This is a genomic window from Pseudomonas beijingensis, from assembly GCF_030687295.1.
Lineage (GTDB): Bacteria > Pseudomonadota > Gammaproteobacteria > Pseudomonadales > Pseudomonadaceae > Aquipseudomonas > Aquipseudomonas beijingensis.
Genome location: NZ_CP117425.1, coordinates 2,647,341 through 2,667,747, shown reverse-complemented (window position 1 = coordinate 2,667,747; position 20,407 = coordinate 2,647,341). Strand labels below are relative to the sequence as shown.

Annotated in this window: 7 protein-coding genes and 1 pseudogene; 2 read left to right on the top strand and 6 right to left on the bottom strand. The window is 59.2% G+C overall.

All coding sequences use genetic code 11. From position 1 onward, the window contains the following. Positions 1-3: 3 nt before the first annotated feature. From PSH84_RS12110 to PSH84_RS12100, 4 genes and pseudogenes are all read right to left on the bottom strand, one after another. Complete coding sequence (locus tag PSH84_RS12110; protein WP_305470195.1) at positions 4-588, bottom strand: hypothetical protein; 585 nt, start codon at positions 586-588, stop codon at positions 4-6. Further along, on the bottom strand, positions 585-7,796 hold the full coding sequence (locus tag PSH84_RS29010) for a DUF637 domain-containing protein (RefSeq protein ID WP_439800559.1): 7,212 nt from the start codon (positions 7,794-7,796) through the stop codon (positions 585-587). Before PSH84_RS29010 ends, PSH84_RS12110 begins: the two co-directional genes overlap by 4 nt. After that, positions 7,744-14,061 carry a two-partner secretion domain-containing protein gene (locus PSH84_RS29005; RefSeq protein WP_439800558.1) on the bottom strand — a complete coding sequence of 2,106 codons (6,318 nt, stop codon included), beginning with the start codon at positions 14,059-14,061 and terminating at the stop codon, positions 7,744-7,746. Before PSH84_RS29005 ends, PSH84_RS29010 begins: the two co-directional genes overlap by 53 nt. A 24-nt stretch (positions 14,062-14,085) precedes the next feature. Beyond that, positions 14,086-15,794: pseudogene (locus PSH84_RS12100) on the bottom strand (ShlB/FhaC/HecB family hemolysin secretion/activation protein). A 270-nt stretch (positions 15,795-16,064) separates the two neighbouring features. On the opposite strand from PSH84_RS12100, the gene PSH84_RS12095 reads away from it, so the two are divergent. Next, the gene (locus PSH84_RS12095; RefSeq protein WP_305470189.1) at positions 16,065-16,340 is read left to right on the top strand and encodes a hypothetical protein; all 276 of its coding nucleotides are present in this window, start codon (positions 16,065-16,067) and stop codon (positions 16,338-16,340) included. 225 nt (positions 16,341-16,565) lie between these two features. On the opposite strand, the gene PSH84_RS12090 is transcribed toward PSH84_RS12095, so the two are convergent. Then, a complete protein-coding gene (locus PSH84_RS12090) occupies positions 16,566-17,912 on the bottom strand; it encodes a DEAD/DEAH box helicase (protein ID WP_060738709.1) in 1,347 nt (448 codons plus the stop codon). A 193-nt stretch (positions 17,913-18,105) separates the two neighbouring features. Here PSH84_RS12090 and PSH84_RS12085 point away from each other — a divergent pair, with 193 nt between their 5' ends. Continuing rightward, the gene (locus PSH84_RS12085; protein ID WP_439653593.1) at positions 18,106-19,404 is read left to right on the top strand and encodes a mechanosensitive ion channel family protein; all 1,299 of its coding nucleotides are present in this window, start codon (positions 18,106-18,108) and stop codon (positions 19,402-19,404) included. Positions 19,405-19,451: 47 nt separating this feature from the next. On the opposite strand, the gene PSH84_RS12080 is transcribed toward PSH84_RS12085, so the two are convergent. After that, positions 19,452-20,318, bottom strand: coding sequence for a carboxylate/amino acid/amine transporter (locus PSH84_RS12080; protein ID WP_305470187.1), 867 nt, complete (start codon positions 20,316-20,318; stop codon positions 19,452-19,454). Between the last annotated feature and the right edge of the window lie 89 nt (positions 20,319-20,407).

Sequence of the window (20,407 nt, the reverse complement as noted above, 5' to 3'; positions counted from 1 at the left end):
TACTTATACAAATCTAAGCTTCCAATAATCATTACCCGCCACTACCCAGTACCGCTCGCGAGCCGGGATCAAAAAGCTAAAATCAAAGCATTGAGCGACCCAGTCCGAATAAGCCAGACTTTCATGAGCACGCACGTCATCCATGTGCATAAAAATTTTTCTGTCAAAATTTATGTAGAACCTGGGAAATCTGGAATGAATAATATTGGCCCGCTTAAAGAGATCCGGGCTCAAACCTTCGCCAGTTAAGAAATAATGTTCAATTTTTTCAAAAACCTCACAATCCGCCTCTATAAAATTATTTAAATCGCTTGAAGACAGGATTTTTTCACTTGACCTTTCTAGGTACTGCGGAAAATTTTCCGCCGTCATTTTCAGAATACCGCCTCTAAAATTTTTGCAAGACTGCTCGTATTGTTCCTGGGTTATATCTCCATCTTCAAGGTAGGCACGATAGTCTTTTTCCGCATCAAGGGAGAAATTATACTTCTCATCTACAACCCAATAACATTTTCCAGAGTGCACAAAAAAGCAGATACTTTTTTCTCCATTCCAAAGATCATCAAGAATTGACTGTTTCACCGTCATTGCTTGAACTCCTTCAAAAATTCATCCTGTGTATAAACACGGGCGTTACTCGAATTCTTTTCGAGTAGCGACTCCCACATCTTGGGTAACTCGAGGGAGTAACCGGGCTGATTTTTGTCTACCCTCTTCGGTGCATCAGGATCCCTCGGAATTCCATCGACGGGCCGCTGGGGAATTACTCGATCCATGATTTCCTTATGAAGAGCTGCGTCAACGTCGAAGACTACTACAGATCCATCAGGTCGTCTGTTCGTCAAATAGTAAGTGGCGTGCTCAGCATTACCAACGCTCACACAAAGTTGGCCCGCGCAACCAGGATTGATGGTGATGGTTCCATCATCATTTGCGCTAATGCGGTACTGGCTGGATTGTGTTCCCGATCCGCCCCCCTCAACTCTGAAATAGGTGACTGTTTCTGGAGAACCGCCTTTTGTACCGTCGAGCGTGGATTTAGGCGTTTTCCCGGAGACAAGCCCACCCTCCAACGCAACCCCAATACCAATACCAATCGCGGTGCTGGATGCCTCATTCGACTGTACAACCCCAGCACCGCCGCCCTGCATGATATGCAGATTGTCCAGAAAGCCCTTCAGACGAAGCTCCTCTGGAATCTTCAATACTGAGTTCCAGGCCTCCTGCACATCAGCCGCTGCACAGCTAGGACAGTTGGCCGCTCCCATTGCCCAAAGCGCCGCCTTCGACGGACCGCTTGCCATGCCCTCCACTGCCAAGGCGAATCCTTCCTGGCTTCCTCGCCCCTTGGCATCAAGCACTTCACGCATGTAGCGTGCATCGGTCCGGTAGTCCAGCGGATCAACCAATGCAACGTTCTTGAGCATTTTTTCGAGTGAAGTCTTGTCTTTGAACAACTCGACCAAGCCAACACGCTCATTGTTGTAATCGGCCAACGACACCTTGAACAAACTGTCGTTCTTGTACTGATTCAACTCCACTCGAAGATAATCAGCTGCCCTCGCCGTCTTGCCCTCCGTCAGCACGCTGTCCCAACCACGGTCTACCATGGCAGCGGCGGTGCGTAGCAGTTCCTGCTGTGCTTTTTCTTCGGTTAAGCCATTCTGCGCCGCGTATCGTTTTACGCGCTCTTTATCGCTGGCAAATTCGATTTCATCCGGGTGCAGCTGACGGTTGTATTGCGTACTGTTCTGCGCAGCCCATGAACCGGTTTGCAAGTCTGCCGCATTGCCGCCGGCTGCCGCCGCCGCGAGCACCCCGATCAGTTGAGAGTTCATCACCAGAAGCTTTTGCTTCTGCTCGGGCTGCATGCCCTCGTACTGCTTGGCCAGAGTATCAACCAGAGTCTCGTTCAAGCCGGCGGCTAATGCGCCAGTCTTGAAATCACCGCCAGCCGCCTCAGCGGCCAGTCCGCCCATGACCGCGTGCAAGCCAACCTTGGCCAGCCCCCCTTCTTTCAAATCGAATTTCTTGCCAAGATCCCCAACGAGATTGAATCCCGCCGCAGCAAAGGTGTTCGCCAAACTGCTACGCAGGGCGTTATCGAACTGGCTGTCACCACCAAGCGCTCGATCCAGCAGGGTTGAGGTACCGTTCTGCAGCAATTGGTTAGCGCCGAACCGACCGATTCCTTCCAGGCTCGACAGGCCACCTTGGGCCACTACCTTGCCTGCGTTAGGCAAGGCGCCCTCCACGGTGGTGGTGGTATTGGTCATCTTGTCGAAGATGCTGGCGGTTAATCCTGCTGTAACACCGGACACCACATAACCACGCAAGGCATCCGCAGAAGTCACATCCTTGAATACCGCTCCCAAGTTGCCGCCGTTATTAATGAAACTCACGGTTGCATTGCTCGCAGCGCCCGTTGCGATAGCCGTGAGCGCCACGTTCGCCCAACCGGCGGCCACTGTTGACCCGGCTGCAGCGCCGCCGGCTACTGCCGATGCGGTGGCTGTTCCGGCTGCTGCAAAGGCGGTACCTGAACCGGCAGCTGCGGTGCTTCCGGCCATAGTGCCGATCAGACCGCTGGCGGCACCCGCAGTGAAGTACACGACGAGGATCGCAATAATCATCTGCACAGCCGGCCCCATGCCGGAGTGGCTGTACTTATAGGAGTCATGAACTTCCTTGACCTGCCGCCAATCCACGTCACCACGCTTCTCAGCTTCAGCCAACCACGCCAGTTGCGGGTCTGCGTCGACCATCGCCTTGATCGACTGGTGGACGGTGTCTTGGTTGACCTGTTTGAGATCAATGTTCAACCCATCGACAGCTTTGATCGTGATGGCGCCGGCAGCGACCATCTGTGTCTGACGCAGAGTTTCGTCGGTGTGACCTTTGCCCGACATCGAACTCCAGGCCATGCTGCTTTTGCTTTTTGAATGGTCTTCTTTTTGCAGATCCTTCACACCTTCGAAGGTAATCGAGCCTCCACTTTGTATCGTCAGGTCATTGCCACTGTTCAGCTTGGCTACCTGATAATGCTGATCTTCACCGGAAACCAATGTCAGATCGCCCCCAGTGGTGATCTCACTCCCCACATGAGTCACCTTGGTCAGCTCATCACGCCGGCTCTGTTTCTTCCCCCAACTGCCCTTCTTCTTTTTCTCATACAGCGAATAGTCGCTGTCCTGTGCGGCCAGAAGCGCCAGGTTTTCTCCAGCCACCAGATAAGCTTCGTCACCGGCGTTGATACGGCTGGAGATCAGCGCCATATCTTTTCCAGCATTCAACTTCACGTCACCACCCGCACTGATAGCGCTGCCGATCTGTTTGACGTGGTCCTCTTGGGCCGTGACTTTTTTCGACTTGTAGTAAGAGTGTGTTTCGTTAGCGCCAGAAGAGATTGTCATGTTCTCGTCGGCGGCCAAGGCTACATTGCGGTCGGCACTGATCTGGCTCGCGATGGCGTTGAAGTCTCGACCTGCGTTCACAGTGACATCGCGACCCGCATCCACCTCCGAGCCCAGTTGGGAGATTGAACTTCTACGGGTACCACCGGTATTGGAGGTCTGTTGCTGCGCAGAGACGATATTCACATCCCGTCCTGCATCGATTTGCGTATCGCGGCCGCTGACCATGACGCTGCCAACGCTGTTGACGTCTCGACCGACGCCCATGGTCAGGTCGTTGGCCGCCTCGATACGCGAGGCGTTATCCGCGTAGTCCTGCCGTTGGGTATGACCCTTGTTGCTGATACTTGCGGTGGTCAACGTGCGCTCGTTGATTATGTCGCCAACTATCGCATTCATGCTGATGTCACGCCCGGCGATGATGCCGCCGGATTTATTGACGATGTTGTTGCCGGCCAACAGGTCGAGACGGTTGCCGGCTTCAATCAATCCGCTGTTGGTCAGGTTCTCGCCAGCGGATGCGGAGAGGTTTTTCGTAGCCCGAAGCGTGCCGGCGTTTTCAAGATCCTTGCCGGCAATCAACGTAACGTTCTGACCGGCAATCAACGCCCCATTAGGCGCCAGACGATTATTGGCCTGGGCCATATACAGCACCGGCACCAGCACCTTTTCGCCGTTCACTTCGTGCTCTTCGAGCCAGACGATGTCATGGGTCAGGGCGGCGACTTGTTGGGCGGTGAGGGTGACGCCTACCGACAGGTTGAGTGCGTCCTTGCTGGCGATGGCGTTGTTCATCAGGTACTTGAACATCGCCTCGTCGGAGGTCTGGCCGTCGATGAAGCGTTGGCCGGTGCGGGCGACGACGGCCTGTTGGATCAGACGTTGTTCGAACAAGCCGTCACCCAACCGCTTGGCGCTGGTGTCCGCGTCGTAACCGAGTTTTGTCAGCAGATAATCCGAACTCGTGAATGACTTGAGGTCGGTGAGGACCGGATTGGTCTCGATCAGGTACTTTTGCGGTTTGGAAGTCACGGTTGCGCTGGGCAGCCCCGTGACCCGCGCCACCGTTTGGCCGGCGACAGGCACTGGCGCGCTTACCGAGGCGTCGGTTGGGCGACTGACGCCGATCGGTGGAGTGCCCGAAGTATCCAGCGCAATGTCGGCACCACGGGTGATGGTGCCGTCAAGGGAATGCCCTGGCAGTTGCGGCGTGCCTGTGGATGAGTCCGTTGGGGCGGTGACCTGAATGGCGGACGCGCCGGCGGTGACACCGCCGCTATCACGATTCAACAACTGCACCTGTCGTTCGGCGGCGGAAACCTGGGTGACATCGGTGATCTGGATGTCGCGCACATTAGCGGTTGGAGCGGCGGTGGATCGATTCGATGCGCTCACGCTGGCGCCGCCGATTGTCCAGTTCTGCGACACGGCCGGCGTCTGGGAGACTGGCGCGTCACTGGCGCCCTGCCCGCTCAGCCGGAACAGGCCGTTTTGCCCCGTGGGGAGGCTGAAACCGGGAAGTGTCAGGGGGTTTATTTGTTGCTGGGCCAAGTCCGGTGGGAGTTGGCTGTTCAGGGTCACGACCGTGGTTTTGCCTGAGCCTGAAGCGGCGGTTGTGGTGTTGCGGGACGAAGTTGTTATGCCGGTGGAGAATGGCCGCTCCACACCGTTGGTGATTTTGTTTGTTGCGGTAATTGAGACGTTGCCGCCGGCTTGGATGATAGCTGGGGAAAAGTTATCAGCCGAGGTAGATGAAATAACTATTTGATTAAATGGAGTAGCGCTTTTTATAAAATCTGGAACCTCCGTTCTGATTCCGTTTGCGTATTGAGAGACACCAAATACAACTGGATCAATTCGTGCGCCAGAAGTCCCAAGCTCCAAAACAGCCGGACCAAAAATCTGATAACGATCAGGCTCCTGACCACTTCCATTCCCGACTACTGTGAGCTTCGGTTGAACCATAGATTCAACGCCCGCTACGTTCCAGAAATGAATATTTTTATTATATTCAGCATCATTATAAATATTGTAATTAACTAAATCCCACCAACGATCAGCTCTATCACGAAAACTACTGCCTTGATCCGCATAATATTTTTGACTAACATAATCACCTAACGCCGTCCCGGAATTCTCAAATTTCGAGACATCGATGGTTATATTGTTTTTGGCTGAGACTGACGAATTATAATTTAAAAAATAATCACCCTTTACAATTAAATTCATACCTGACGATATAGAGGCCGCACTGGAGCTTTCACCCTCCACGACTTTGACTTTATATTTCTCCTCAAAAACAAAATGATAATCGGGTCTATCACCCCAGGAAGCCGGCAATGTAACGCAGCTATAACACCGGACCCCTATAGCAGAAGAATACAACTCCGCCTCAGTCTTAAAATCCCCCCGTTTATTAATAATAGAATCCGCATTAATAGAAAAATCCCGCCCACTCTCCATGGTGCCCGAATCATTCTCCATCAACGCCGACCGTCCCCCCAGGTCATTGCGCGCTACATCAATGTTCCCTAACGCATAAACATCCGACTTACGGTTGGTAAAACTTCCCGCCCGCAGCTTCATGTCCCCACCGCTGAACAAGAACCCACCTTGATCATTCAGCAAGGTCGAAGCCGTCAACTTCAATCCATCCGCACCGGCAACCGTTCCGTAGTTATTGACGGTGCCCGCATTGATATTCAGCGCACCCGCCGACGTCAGCCGCCCGTAGTTGCTCAGGCTGCCCAGGCCGCCGTGCCCACCGATCGTCGTAGTTCCGCCGCCGGTCATACTCGCCACGCTGCTCAAGTCGATCGCAGCAGCGTCTACCGTCATGTCGCCCAGGCTGGTGACTCGGCCATTGCCGCTGTACCGCCCGGTCAACTGCAAGCCCATGCCACCATCACTGGCGATCAACCCGTTGTTAACCCAGTTCCCGCCCTTACCTTCCAGTTGCGTCGAAGCCAGCAATTGCCCGGTCGCAGTCTGGGTGAAGTTGTTGACGTCGACCGTCAGCCGTCCGGCCTGGATGGCGCTGGTATTGGTCCAGGTGTCGGCTTTGAGCGTCAGGCCGCCACGGGTGACGATATCGCCGCCGGCGCCAGTGACGTTGGCCAGGGAAATGTCGAATGTACCGTCGCCCAGATGCAGCAATTGGCCGCCGCTGTTGAGGAAGCTGTTGGCGGATAGGGTCAGGTGATTGTTGGCGCTTTCCAGCTTGCCGTTACGGTTGTCGAAGAGACTGCCGATCTGGAAATCGGTTTTGCCAGCGCCCCCTAGGGCACGCAGTTGGCCGGTCTGGTTATCGACGCTGGCGGCGCTGACCACCAAGGTGCTGTCGCTTTCCAGAATGCCGCCACGGTTGGTCAGGGCGCCGTCCAGATCCAAATGGATAGCGTTGCCAGCGAGCTGGCCGGCGGTGTTGTCCAGGCTGGCACCGGTGCCGGCGACCTTGATCAGCCCAGAGGCGTAGAGACCGCCGCTGCGGTTGTTCAGGCTGGCGGTGTCGATGACGACATCGCCGGCCTGCGCGGCGATCCGACCACCGTTGTTGTTCAGCCCGGCCAAGGCGCGCAGGTCCAGGCGTTGGCCTTGGATCACGCCGCCCTTGTTGTTCACATCGAAGCCGTTACGCAGCACGCCCACGGTTCTCGCCACAAGGGCGTCCTTGAGGCTGGCGAGGGTGCCGCCACGGTTGTCGATGTTGGCCGCGGTCAGGTTGACATCGCCGGTTTGGGCGATGAGCTTACCGCCCTGGTTGTCCAGGCCTGCGCGCAGTTCAAGACTCAAGCCGGTCTGGCCTTGCATCTCGCCCTGGCCGTTGGCAAGGCTCGCGGCATTGAGTGCAACGTCGGCCGTCTGGCTGTAGATCAGGCCGTTGCTGTGGTTCTGCACGGCTCCGGAGGCAGTGATCGCCAGCGCATTTTTTGCGGCGATGGTGCCGGTATTGCTGTTGTCCAGGCTGCCGGTGCCCAGGGTCATTTCGCCCTGGCTAACCAATTGACCGCCTTGGTTGTTGATCGCGGTCGCACCCTGAACCGTCAACGGGCCAGCGCTGGCAAGCTTGGCACCGTGGTTGTCCAAAGCCCCCTTGAGACCCAGGGTCACGGCAGCGTTGCCGATCAGGCTACCGCCGCTGTTGTCCAGGGAGGTGCCGGTGAAGTTCAAGGCTTTTTGCGCGTTGACAGTACCGCCGGCGTTGCCCAGGGTCATGGCGTTCATGACCAGAAGGGCGCCGCTGTCGATCAAGCCGCCTTGGGCGTTGTTCAGCAAACCGCCAGTGACGGTCAAGGTCTGGTCGCCGCCGCTGGACAGAATCCCGCCACGGTTATCCAGGCTGGCGGCGCTGACGGGTGAGTTTTTTCTGGCCGACCAGCGCACCGGCCCCACTGTTGAGCAGTGCTCCGCTGAGGGTGACGCCGACGTCGCCATTGCGACTGGAGAGCGTGCCGTTGTTGCGGTTATCAAGACTGGAACCGTTGACCTGCAAGCCTTGCCATCCAGAGATCAAGCCGTTCTGGTTGACCATACTGGTGGAGTTGAGACTAAGCAGGTTGCTGCTGATCAGCTTGCCGCCGGTGTTATCGAGAGTGCGTCCGGCCAGGGTGAAGCTTTGGCTGCTGGAAACTTCACCGCCCTGGTTATTCAAGTCGCGCAGGCCGTTGAGGGTCAACGGACCTTTAGCGGTGATCAAGCCATTACGATTGTTCAGGTCATGGCCGCCCAGGTTCAGCGTGACGGCTTTATCGCCCAGCAGACGCCCGCCGTTTTGCGTCAGCGCCGCCAGGGTCAGGTTGATGTCGCCCTTGGCCGACACTTCGCCGCCATTGCTGGAGTCCAGGGAATCGGCCTGGAGGGTGAGGTCACCCTGGGCATTGATCAGCCCATTGGCGCTGTTGTTCAAGGCCATGGCATTGAGGACCAAAGCACCACCCGCCAGCACACTGCCGCCCTGGTTGTTCAGGCCGCCGCTGTTGAGCGTGAGCAATTGCGCGGCGCTGATCAGGCCCTGGGCTTGGTTATCCAGTTGCTGATCGACCGTCAGGAGCAGATTGCCACGGCTGGTGAGCGTGCCGCCGTTGTTGCTCAGGCTTTGAGCATGGGCATCGACGCTCGTCGCACCGATCATGCCTTTGACGTTGTTCAGCGCCTGGGCGACGCGCAGGGTCAGACCCTGGTTGCTGAGCAGCCGGCCGCCATCGTTGGTGAGGTTTTTAGCCGTCAGGGTGAAGGCTTGGGCGCTGGAGATTTCGCCGCCCTGGTTGTTCACGCCGTTGAGGTTTTTCAGCAGCAACGTGCCGGGGGCGTTGATCAAGCCGCCCTGGTTGTTGAGCTGGCCATTGTTCATGTCCAGGCTCAGCGAAGTGTTGCTGAACAGTTGACCGCCCTGTTGATCCAGGCCGGAAACCGACGCGGTCAATGCGCCTTGACTGCCGATGCGCCCGCCCTCCTGGTTGGTGACCTGGGCGGCCGTGAGGTTCAGCGTGCTGCCACTGTTGAGCCGCCCCTTCTGGCTGTTGTCGAACGCACCGGTGGTGACATTTATCGCGCCTTTAGCGCTGATGTTGCCCTGCTGACGATTGTCCAGTGCCGCGCTGGTGAGCAGCAACGCGCCGTCGGTGACCAGTTCGCCGCCTTGGTTGTCGAGACGCCCCCGACTGTGCACGGTCAGGTCCGCCGCGCTGGACAGGCTGCCGCCGGTGTTGGTCAGGTTGGCGGCGCTGACATTCAGCGTGCCTTCGCTGCTGAGTTGGCCTTGGGTGTTGAGCAGATCGCGGCTCAGGTGGATGCGCTGGTTCTGTTGGCTGATCAGGTAGCCGCCGCTGTTGTCGAGGGAGCCGCCGTCCAGCTCCAACCCGGTCTTGGCACTGAGCAGGCCCTTGGTGCGGTTGAGCAGCTTATCCGCGGTCAGTTTCAGCGCTTGCCCGGCGAACACCTGGCCGCCGTCGCTGTTGTCGAGGTTCTGGCTGACCAGCGTGACGTCCGCGTTGCCCGAGAGCTCACCGCCACGGTTGTCGAGATCGTCAACGTCGAGATCCAGCGCTTTTGTCGCGCCGATAAGGCCGGCCTGACGGTTGTCGAGGCTGGCGGCTTTCAGCGTCAAGGCATCGGTGCTGATCAGCGTGCCCTGGCGGTTATCGAAACTGTCGAGGGTGGCATCGAGCGCGGTCTTGCCGGCGATATTCCCGGCACGGTTGTCCAGGCGATCGGCAACCAGCAGCAGCGCACCGTCGGCAATCAACGAGCCGCGTTGGTTGTCGAGCACGGTTGCAACATTCAAGTCGAGGCGGTCACGACTGCTGATCAGGCCATCGCGGTTGTCCAGGCTGTCGCTGCGACTGTCCATGGACTTTGCAGAGATCACGCCGCGGGCGTTGTTGAGCACCTGGGCGGTTCTCAGTATCAGGCCTTGGCTGCTCAGCAATTTACCGCCGCTGTTATCGAGGTTGTGCGTGGTCAGCGTGAAGGCTTGCTGGCTGGAGATTTCCCCGCCCTGGTTGTTGACGTCCTTGAGGTTGCTCAGCAGCAACGCACCCGTGGCGTTGATCAGGCCGCCCTGGTTGTTCAACTGGCCGTGGTTCAAGTCCAGGCTCAGGCGGGTGTTGCTGAACAATTCACCTTGCTGTTGATCCAGCCCGGTGACCGACGCGGTCAACGCCTGGCTGCTGGCAATACGGCCTGCGGCGTTATTCACCTGCGTGGCGTTGAGCGTGAGCGTAGTGCCCGAGGTCAGGCGCCCGCCCTGGCTGTTGTTGAGGACACCAGTGGTGACTTGGGTCGCGTCTTTGCCCGAGACCAGGCCTTTTTGGCTGTTATCCAGGCTGGCGCTTTCGAGGGTCAGCCCGGCGTCGGTGCTGATGGAGCCCCCCTGGTTGATCAACGCGCCAGCACTGATGATCGACAACAGAGCGGCGCTGCTCAGGCTGCCCGTGGTGTTATCGAGACTGCCAGCGCCGACACGCAACTCGCCTTCGCTGCTGATCAACCCTTTGTGGTTCAACAGGGCGTTATCGAGAGTGATCACCAAGCCGTTGAGGCTGTTGAGCACGCCTTCGCTATTGTCCAGCGTGGTGCCGCTCAGGCTCATGTGGCCTCGGGCGTGGAGCAGGCCTTTGCTCTGGTTGATCAGCTCTGCGACTTTCACTTCCAGGTCAGTGCCGGCAATGAGTTTGCCGCCCTCGCTGTTGTCCAGGCGCTGGCCGCCTACCTTAAGGCCAAGACCTGCGGAGAGTTCGCCTGCGCGGTTATCGATCTGCCCGACCTGCAGATCCAGCGCTTTTGTGGTGCCGACCAAACCGCCGTTGCGGTTATCGAGCGTCTTGCCGGTCAGGCTCAAATTGCCTTGGGCCACCAGCGCACCGCCCTGTTGTTGCAGGGTATCGATAACGGCGGTGAGGTCGGTTTGGCTGGAGATACGACCGAGGCCGTTCTGCACTTCAGCGGCCTTCAACATCAACGGACCTACGCTGGTCAGCAGACCCGCACTGTTGTCCAGGCGCGAGCCTTCGAAGGTGACGCTGCTTTTGCCGGTGATGACGCCGTTGTCACGGTTATCCAGTTGATCGACCGTCAATTGCAGCGCCTTGTCGGCACGGATGCTACCGCCACGGTTGTCGAGCGAATCGCTGCGCAAGGTCAGCAGGTCGTTGCCGGCCAAGCGGCCACCGCGGTTATCGAGATGGCCGGTTTGCAGGTCAATCGCGCCTTTGGCAAGCACTTGGCCTTGGTTCTGATTGTCCAGCAAACCGCTGATGCGAGTGGTCAGGCTGCCATCGCTGATCAATTGGCCGCCGTTGCTGTTGTTCAGGCTGGCCGCCTTGATAGCCACAGCCTTGCCCGAACCGAGCACGCCATTGCGGTTGTCCAGCGCGCCACCAAGATCGATGCTCAAGGCGCTGTCGCCCAGTACCTGGCCGTTGCTGTTATTCAAGGCCATCGCGTTGAGCCGGGTCAGGCCCGCGCTGGAGATTTCGCCGTCAAGGTTGGTCAACGTGCCCTCGACGTTTACGCTCAGGTCTGCATCGCTGCCCAGATTGCCGCCGCTGTTGTCCAGGCTGGCAGCACGCGCGTTAAGGCCGTTGGCCGAGATCAGGCCTTTGGCGTTATTCAAGGCCTGGGCAACGACCAGATCGAGACGCTGCTGGCTGACGATCGAACCGGCGCGGTTGTCCAGGCTCGTGGCATTCAGGCTGAACGCCTGGTCGCTAGAGATTTCGCCGTCGCGGTTGTTCACCGCCGCCAAGTTCTTCAACAACAGACTGCCCGGGGCGTTGATCAGCCCGCCCTGGTTATTCAACTGCCCATGGTTGAGGTCGAGGGACAGGCTGGTGTTGCTGAACAATTGGCCGTTCTGTTGATCGAGACCGGTGACACTGGCGTCCAGGGCTTTTGCGCTGGCGATACGACCGGCGGCGTTATTCACCTGGCCGGCCTTCAATAGCAACGTGTCACTGCCGATCACATTGCCGCCGACATTGCTCAGAGCACCCGCGCTGTCGACGCTCAACGCACCGATGCTGGAGATCTGGCCGCCGTCGTTATTCATCTCGGCTGCCTTGAGGTTGGCGGTGGTGTCGCTTTTCACGCTGCCCTGGGCGTTGAGCAGTGGCCCGCCCAGGTTCAGATTCAGCCCTTGCTGTGCATAAAGCGCTCCCTGGCGGTTATCCAGTCGTTGCGCGTCGATTGCCAAGGCTGCCCGAGTAGAAATCAATCCCTTGGTCTGGTTGGTCAGGCGTTCAAGGGTCAGGCGCAGGTCGCCATAGGCAATCAGCTTGCCGCTATCGCTGTTGTCCAGTTCGGTGCCGACCAGGGCCAGCACGCCCTGGCTCGACACTTCGCCGTCGCGGTTATCCAGCGTGCCGACGTTGAGGTTGGCTGCCTGGGTGGTGGTAACGACACCGCCCTGGCGGTTATCCAGACTCGCCGCGTTGAGGGTCAACAGGCCCGCCGATGACAACAACCCGGCCTGATTGAGCAACTGGGCAGAAATGCTGGCGGTGAGCGCACCGTCACTGAGCAATCGGCCTGCCGTATTGTCCAGTGACGCCGCCGTCAACTGAACGCTTTTGCTTGCAGAGAGACGCCCGCTCCGATTGTTCACCTGGCCGCTGGCATTGATGTCGAGCATCTGCCCCGCCGCCACCAGACCCGCCACGTTATCCAGCGAGGCAACGCGCAACGTGACGTTGCTCAAGCTGCTGAGTTCGCCGCTGCTGTTGTTCAACTGCCCGACGTTGGCCGTCAGGGTGCCGTTGCTGCTGACAAGGCCTTGGGCGTTGATGAGCTTATCGGCGGTGATGTTCAGGGTGTTGCTGCTCAGCACCCTGCCCTTGTTTTGATTGTCCAGGGTCCCGGCCTTGATCGTCGTGGTTTGCCCGGCACTCAAGGTTCCGCCTTGGTTGTTCAGGGTCTGCGTGACGTTGGCCGTCAGGTTGCGGCTGGCGACGATGCTTTTGCCGTTATTGTTCAGGCTCTGCGCCGTAACGCTCACATCCCCCGTCGCATTGCGGGTGTTATCCGCATTGACTCCGGCTTCGATGATGCCGTTGTTGCTCAGTTGCCCACCCGCATTCAGCGTGATGCTGTCCCGCGCCGCGAGGGTTTGCTGGTTGCTCAAGTTGCCCTGGGTCTGGGCGTTCAGGGTGGTGCCGGCATAGACCGCCCCGCGAGCATCGAGGCTGGCGGCCTTGACGTTGATGGCGCCGCTGGCCGAGGTCTCGGCCAGGCTCAGGCGGCCGTTGGCATCGAGCTGGATGTCGCCGCCGCTGGCGATCAGTTTGCCGTCCAGCTTCACCCCAACCCCGGCTTCGGTGCCCACCAGTTTGATCGCGCCGGCGTACATACCCCCCAATGCCGAAGAGTCGATGGCCAGTTCAGGCTTGGCGCTGCCGTCATCGGCGCGGGCGGTGGCGTCGAGGGTATTGGCGTTAACGTCGTTGCGCCCGGCGACGATGGTCAGGTTCTTGGCCTGGATCTCGGCGTTGATCCTGGCGCTGCGGGTGATGATTTCGAAGCGGTCGACGTTGTTGGCGTTCAGACCCGCGCCTTCAATCGAGACGCTGCCCTGGTCCACCTGATAGCGACCCACCTGGCCGTTTTCAATGATCGGCGTGCCCGTGGTCAAGGTTGCCCTGGGCGTGTTGATGAAGCCACAGCCATTACACGTGATGCCGTAGGGGTTGGCGACGATGACGTGGGCCGACTGTCCCGCCACTTCGGTGTAACCACGCAACTGGCTGGGGTTGCCGCCGTTGACTTCGTTGAGAATGACTTTGGCGGCCGTACCGTTGAGGTTCGGGTTGCCGAGGATTATCCCGCCCAGTTGCGTGGACTGGGTGCGGGACGTGGCGTTGTTGAGGATCACGCCGTTACTGCCGACGTTGTAGTCGGTGAACTTGTTATGGGACAGGCCACTGCCGTTGGGCTTGGCGATGTTGACGATGGGCACGCCGTTGCCCGCCCGGTCCAGGCCGGTACCCGGCGCGCTGACCACGATACCCTCGGCCTGGGCCCACAGCGGTTGCCAGAACATGACGTTGGCCAACAGGAACGCCAGGCCGCGCTTTGGCATGCCCCAGAACTGCTCGCGGGGTTGCAGGGCAGCGGAGGGTTGGCGGGCCAGGAAAGTGTATTGGCGATCGTCCATGTTCAGGTCTCGTTGCAGCAGAATTTAGAGGAGTACATCCACGCGGAAGTAGATCGGCGCTTCGCGCTCGGTCAGGGCATCCGGACGTTCCAGGGAATGGGCGAAGGTGACGCTGGCGTTCAGGTGCTCACCGCGGGCGAACAGCTCCAGCGAGTTGCTCGACATGCGCCCGTGCTGGTCGCCGTTGTAGCGATTGCCACGAATCACGCCCTGGTCATAACCGAGGCTGCTGCCGTATTCGCCGAACACCGGGCGCAGCCATTCCAGCGTCACTGGGCGGCTCCAGCGCAGGTCGTTACGCCAGTAACCACCGCTGTCGCCAGACAGCGACTGATCCTTGTAGCCGCGAATCGACGATTGCCCGCCCAGGCTCATGCGCTGCGGGCTGAACAACACGTCCTCGCTGCGCTGTCCGGTCATCAGGCTGCTGACGCTGAAGGACTCACCCCACACCTGGAACGGTTGCAGGTAGCTGAGGGTCGCGGTGTATTTGCGGTAGCGGGCATTCGGCAGGCCGGGGCCAGGGTCGTGATCGCCCTGGGCATCAAGGGCGCCGATGCCGTTTTGCAGGCCCAAGTCGAGGTTGACGAAGGCATTGCCGATCCGCCGGCCATGGTTGATGCCGAACTGCGCCTCGCTGATGCGATTACTGCTGTCGGCGAGTTTGCTGTCTTCGATGAAGTTGTTGGTGCGCAGGTACGAAAGGCCGGTGTTGAGAGAGGTCTTGCTCAGAGCATCGCGATGGATCACCCCGCTCGACCCGCACCTGATGGTTCTGGCTGTCGCCGGTCTGCTTGAAATTGAAACCGTTGGCCGGGATCTGCGAGCGGTACTCGCTCTGGCTGTAGGTGTAACTGACGTTCCACCAGCCAAACGGCAGGTTGTAATAGAGCATGGCGTTGCGGGAGGTGTGCTGGTGGTCAGTCATCCCATCGTGACCACCGCGCAACATCAACTGGTCGGCCAGGCCCAGCGGGCTGTCCCATTCGAAACTGCTGCCCCACTGCTGCTCGCCAGTGCTGCGCTGGCCGTCGTTGCTGCGCGACAACCCGGCGCGCCAAGGCTTTTTTCAGTTCGTTGGTGACCCGCACTTCACTGTCACCGACGTTCTGACCGGGGGTCAGTTCCATCTTTGCCTGGTTCGACGGCAGGCGATTGAGCTGATCTACCATCTGCTCGATCTCCCGCAGATTGACCAGGTCACCGGTCTTGCCGGGAAAGGCCATCGCCAATTCGCGGTCCGACAGTTTGCTGTTCTCCGCGCCCTTCAGGCCTTCGAGGCGTCCTTCCACCACCAACACGCTCAGATGCCCGCCGGACAGGTCCTGCTGCGGCAGATAGGCGCGGCTGGTGACCAGGCCCTTTTCGATGTAATGGTCGGTGATGACTTTGAGCAGCTCGTTAAGCTGCGTCACACCCAGGCATTGGCCGATGTAGGGTTTGAGCAATTGCTCGCGCTCGCCGGCGGAAAGACTGTCGGCACCCTTGAGTTCAATGGTCTTGATGGGGAAGCAGCGGGTATTGGCAGGTGTTGTTGGCTGGCTCGGCTTGGCCCCCTTGCCGGGCAGGTCTTTGAGTTCCTCCAGGCGACGGCGCTGCTCTTCGAGCAAACGGTTCTGTCGCTCGCGGATCAGGTCCGTGTCGCCAGGCGTGGGGGCGGCGTGAGCCAGGGTCAGTGGAGAAAGGCACAGCAAAGCCACGCACAACCTCGCCCAAAAGGCGGGTGAGGACATGTTCGATCCCTCGAGCGGAAAGTGACATCAAAATAGTGGCGCGATATTAATGAGCCATCATTTTGACGTCAACTAAATGGATTTGGCTTTGAGGCTATTACTGGAACCATTCATCTGAAATCAGATGGTTCCGGTACAAAGGTACGAAGGATCCGACGCAGAGCTGGAAACCTCCTACCAAACGGACACATCGCTCCTCAACCAATGAACTTTCCCCCCAACACCGGCCTCAACCCATTACCTGCCCAACAAGGAATACGAGGCCCTGCCATGAAAACCCTCTTGAAACTCACCCTCGCCGCCACCCTCACCTGCGCCCTGCCCGCCTGGGCCACTTGCACGCCTGAGGAAGCGACCCTCAAGCGTGAACAATTGGCCCAGGAAGTGACCAAGCTCACCGAGCAGAACCCGGCCAAGGCCAAGGAAATCAACGATGAGTTGCAGAAAATGGACATGGAGACGGCCAGCAAGGATGTGCCGGATAAGTGCCAGTTGATTGATAAGCGTCTGGAAGAGCTGAAGAACGCGGAGAAGAAGGCTGGGTGATTAGCCGAAGCCGAGCACAGCCCGCTTTTGTGGCGAGGGGATTTGTGGGAGCAAGGCTTGCCCGCGATGAAGGCGATGCGGTCTTTCAGAAATCGAGGCGTCTGTGTCGCGAGCAAGCTTTGCTCCCACAAATCTCCCTCGCCACGGGGCTTTGTGTCAGGTTCGGTTATCCATAAAAAAACCGGACTCAAGGTCCGGTTCTTTTTAGCAAGCGCTAACGCAGCTTCACTCAGCCGCCGGCGCCTCTGGCTTGCGGCGCTTGAGCGGGGCCATGCCGTCCTTGCTGACCAGCGATGGTGCATCGGTCTTCGGGCGGTTGGCGGTCTTGCGCTTGGTCGGGGCCTTGGCGCCGGTTTTCTTCTTGTCACCCTTGGCGTCGACCTTTTTCTTCTTCACGCCGACAGCCTTGCCCGACGCCTTGACCTTTTTCGGTCCGCCGTAGGTGCCTTTGACTTCCTTGATGGTACGGCGCTCGAAGCTCTGCTTGAGGTAGCGCTCGATGCTCGACATCAGGTTCCAGTCGCCGTGGCAGATCAGCGAGATCGCCAGGCCGTCGTTGCCGGCGCGGCCAGTACGACCAATGCGATGCACGTATTCGTCGCCGCTGCGGGGCATGTCGAAGTTGATGACCATGTCCAGGCCATCCACATCCAGGCCGCGGGCGGCGACGTCGGTGGCGACGAGGATCTTCACGCCGCCCTGCTTGAGGCGGTCGATGGCCAGCTTGCGGTCCTTCTGGTCTTTCTCGCCGTGCAGCACGAACGCCTTGTATTCCTGGGCCACCAGGCGGCCGTAGATGCGGTCGGCCATGGCCCGGGTGTTGGTGAACACGATGGCTTTTTCGTAGGTCTCGTTGGCCAGCAACCAGTTGACGATCTGCTCTTTGTGCTGGTTGTGGTCAGCGGTGATGATCTGCTGGCGGGTGGTGGAATTCAGCTGGCTGACCGCGTTGAGCTGCAAGTGCTCGGGGTTGTTCAGCACCTTGGCGATCATCTCGCGCAGGCCCGAACCGCCGGTGGTGGCGGAGAACAGCATCGTCTGCTGGCGGTTGACGCACTCGTCCACCAGGCGCTGCACGTCTTCAGCAAAGCCCATGTCCAGCATGCGGTCGGCTTCGTCCAACACCAGCACTTCGACTTCCTTGAGGTCGAGGTTGCCGGCGTTCAGTTGCTCGATCATCCGCCCCGGCGTGCCGATCAGGATGTCCGGCACCTTGCGCAGCATGGCGGCCTGGACCTTGAAGTCTTCGCCGCCGGTGATCAGACCGGACTTGATGAAGGTGAATTGCGAGAAGCGCTCCACTTCCTTCAAGGTTTGCTGGGCCAGTTCACGGGTCGGCAGCAGGATCAGGGTCTTGATGCTGACGCGGACCTTGGCCGGGCCGATCAGGCGGTTGAGGATCGGCAGCACGAACGCGGCGGTCTTGCCACTGCCGGTTTGCGCCGTCACCCGCAGGTCACGCCCCTGGAGCGCGAGCGGAATAGCCGCTGCCTGCACCGGCGTTGGCTCGACAAATTTAAGCTCGGCCACGGCTTTGAGCAGGCGTTCGTGCAGGGCGAATTGGGAAAACACGGGTGCTACCTCGAAGAAATGCAAAAAAACAGCTGCATAGGGTAACGGTTTCGAGCGCGAAGGCCGAGTTTCTTTATACAAACGGCGGTAAATCAGTGCATTTTTATCAGCCGTTATTGCATCAACGGTCACTTGAGCGGGCTTAAATGCTCTAATCCTCCCGTCGCGTCTTTATAGAAGAATCGTTTCGTCCATGGACATCAAACAACTCTGGGTCAACCTCCAAGACCTCTGGGGTGCCCTTGACCAGCACCCGCTCCTGCATTCCAGCCTCGCCCTGATGTTGCTGCTAGTCATCGCCCTGGTGCTCGGGCGGGTGGCACGCTACCTGATCCTCCACGCAGCCAAACTGCTCGGGCGGCAACCGGCCCTGCACTGGGTCAACGACCTGCGCCACAACAAGGTCTTCCATCGCTTGGCGCAGATGACGCCGTCACTGATCATCCAGTTCGGCCTGCACCTGGTGCCGGAACTGAGCAAGACCAGCATGATTTTCCTGGGCAATGTCGCCCTGGCGTTCACCATCCTGTTCATGGTGCTGAGCCTCAGTGCCCTGCTCAGCGCCCTGCTGGATGTGTACGCACGCACCGAACACGCGCGTACTCGCTCAATCAAGGGCTACGTGCAACTGACGAAGATGGTGCTGTATGTGTTTGGCGCGATCATTATCGTCGCCACGCTGATCGACCGTTCGCCGCTGTTGCTGCTGTCGGGCCTGGGTGCGATGTCGGCGGTGATTTTGTTGGTCTACAAGGACACGCTGTTGTCATTCGTCGCCAGCGTGCAGTTGACCAGCAACGACATGTTGCGGGTCGGCGATTGGATCGAGATGCCCCAGGTCGGTGCCGACGGTGACGTGGTGGACATCACCCTGCACACGGTCAAGGTGCAGAACTTCGACAAGACCATCGTCTCGATCCCGACCTGGCGGCTGATGTCCGAGTCGTTCAAGAACTGGCGCGGCATGCAACAGTCCGGCGGGCGGCGGATCAAGCGCAGCCTGTTCATCGACGCCAGCGGCGTGCGTTTCCTGCATGACGACGAAGAGCAACGCCTGTCCCAAGTCCGCCTGCTGACCGACTACATCGGCCGCAAACAGGCCGAACTCAAGGCCTGGAACGAGGCCCAGGGCAACGTCGCGGCGATGTCGGCCAACCGTCGGCGGATGACCAACCTGGGCACCTTCCGCGCCTATGCCCTGGCCTATTTGAAAAGCCATCCCGAAATCCAGCCGAACATGACCTGCATGGTCCGGCAGTTGCAAACCACCGCCCAGGGCATCCCGCTGGAAATCTACTGCTTCACCGGCACCACCGCGTGGGCGGACTACGAGCGCATCCAGGGGGATATTTTCGATTACCTGCTGGCGGTGATGCCGGAGTTTGGATTGAACCTGTACCAGCAGCCGAGCGGCACGGACCTGCGCTCGGGATTGTTGCCGGCGGTGCTGGGCGCGAGCCACCTGCCGGAGCCGCAGAAGCAAGTGGTCTGACCTCAAACCCTCAGGAGCTGGAGGTCTAAAGCCAACCCCCACAGTGTTTAGAGTGAAGGCTGAGGCTGGCGTACCCCCAACCGACTGATCCACACCGCCGCCAAGATCACCGACCCACCCAGCAGCAACCGCCCCAGCGCCTCGTGCTGGTTCCAGATCAGCAGGTTCACCAGCAGCCCCACCGGCACGTGCAGGTTGTTCATCACCGCCAGCGTCCCGCCGTTGACCAGGCATGCGCCTTTGTTCCACCAGTACAACCCCAGCGCGGTGGAAACCAGACCGAGGAACACCAGCACGCCCCACTGCAGCGGCGCTTCGGGCCAGAAATGTTCCTTGCCGAACAGCAGGAATGCCGGCAACGCCACCATCAGCGCACCAAGATAGAAATAACCGAAACGCCGGTAATGCGGCAGGTCGCTCGGGTGACGGGCCACCAGGTGCTTGTACAGCACCTGCCCGGCGGCATAGGTGAAGTTGGCCAGTTGCAGCAGCAAGAAGCCCATGAAGAAATCCGGGTTGATCCGGTCGTAGCGAATCACCGCCGCGCCAGCCACGGCCACCAGCGCCGCGATCAGCGCCCAGGGGTTGAAGCGCCGGTTCAGCGCGTCTTCGATCAAGGTCACGTGCAGGGGCGTCAGGATGGTGAACAGCAGCACCTCAGGCACCGTCAAGACGCGGAAGCTCAAGTACAGGCAGACGTAGGTCACGCCGAACTGCAAGGCGCCGATCAACAGCATGCCGCGCATGAACGACGGCTCCACCTGGCGCCAGCGCGTCAGCGGAATGAACACCAGTCCCGCCAGCACCACGCGCACCAGCACCGCGAAATAACTGTCCACATGCCCGGCCAAGTACTCGCCGATCAGGCTGAAGGAAAACGCCTGGATCAATGTCACAAAAAGTAGATAGCCCATACCGCCCCTCGTTTCGAATGGCGGCGAAGATAGCGGTTTTGAGGGATGGGCGCGAGCGTGATGGGCCGCTAGTTTCGGGTCACGGGTAT

Excerpts from the sequence above, each read along its gene's own strand:
- PSH84_RS12110 (WP_305470195.1), bottom strand. The coding sequence starts at position 588 with ATGACGGTGAAACAGTCAATTCTTGATGATCTTTGGAATGGAGAAAAA.
- PSH84_RS29005 (WP_439800558.1), bottom strand. The coding sequence starts at position 14,061 with ATGGACGATCGCCAATACACTTTCCTGGCCCGCCAACCCTCCGCTGCC.
- PSH84_RS12095 (WP_305470189.1), top strand. The coding sequence starts at position 16,065 with ATGAAAACCCTCTTGAAACTCACCCTCGCCGCCACCCTCACCTGCGCC.
- PSH84_RS12085 (WP_439653593.1), top strand. The coding sequence starts at position 18,106 with ATGGACATCAAACAACTCTGGGTCAACCTCCAAGACCTCTGGGGTGCC.
- PSH84_RS12080 (WP_305470187.1), bottom strand. The coding sequence starts at position 20,318 with ATGGGCTATCTACTTTTTGTGACATTGATCCAGGCGTTTTCCTTCAGC.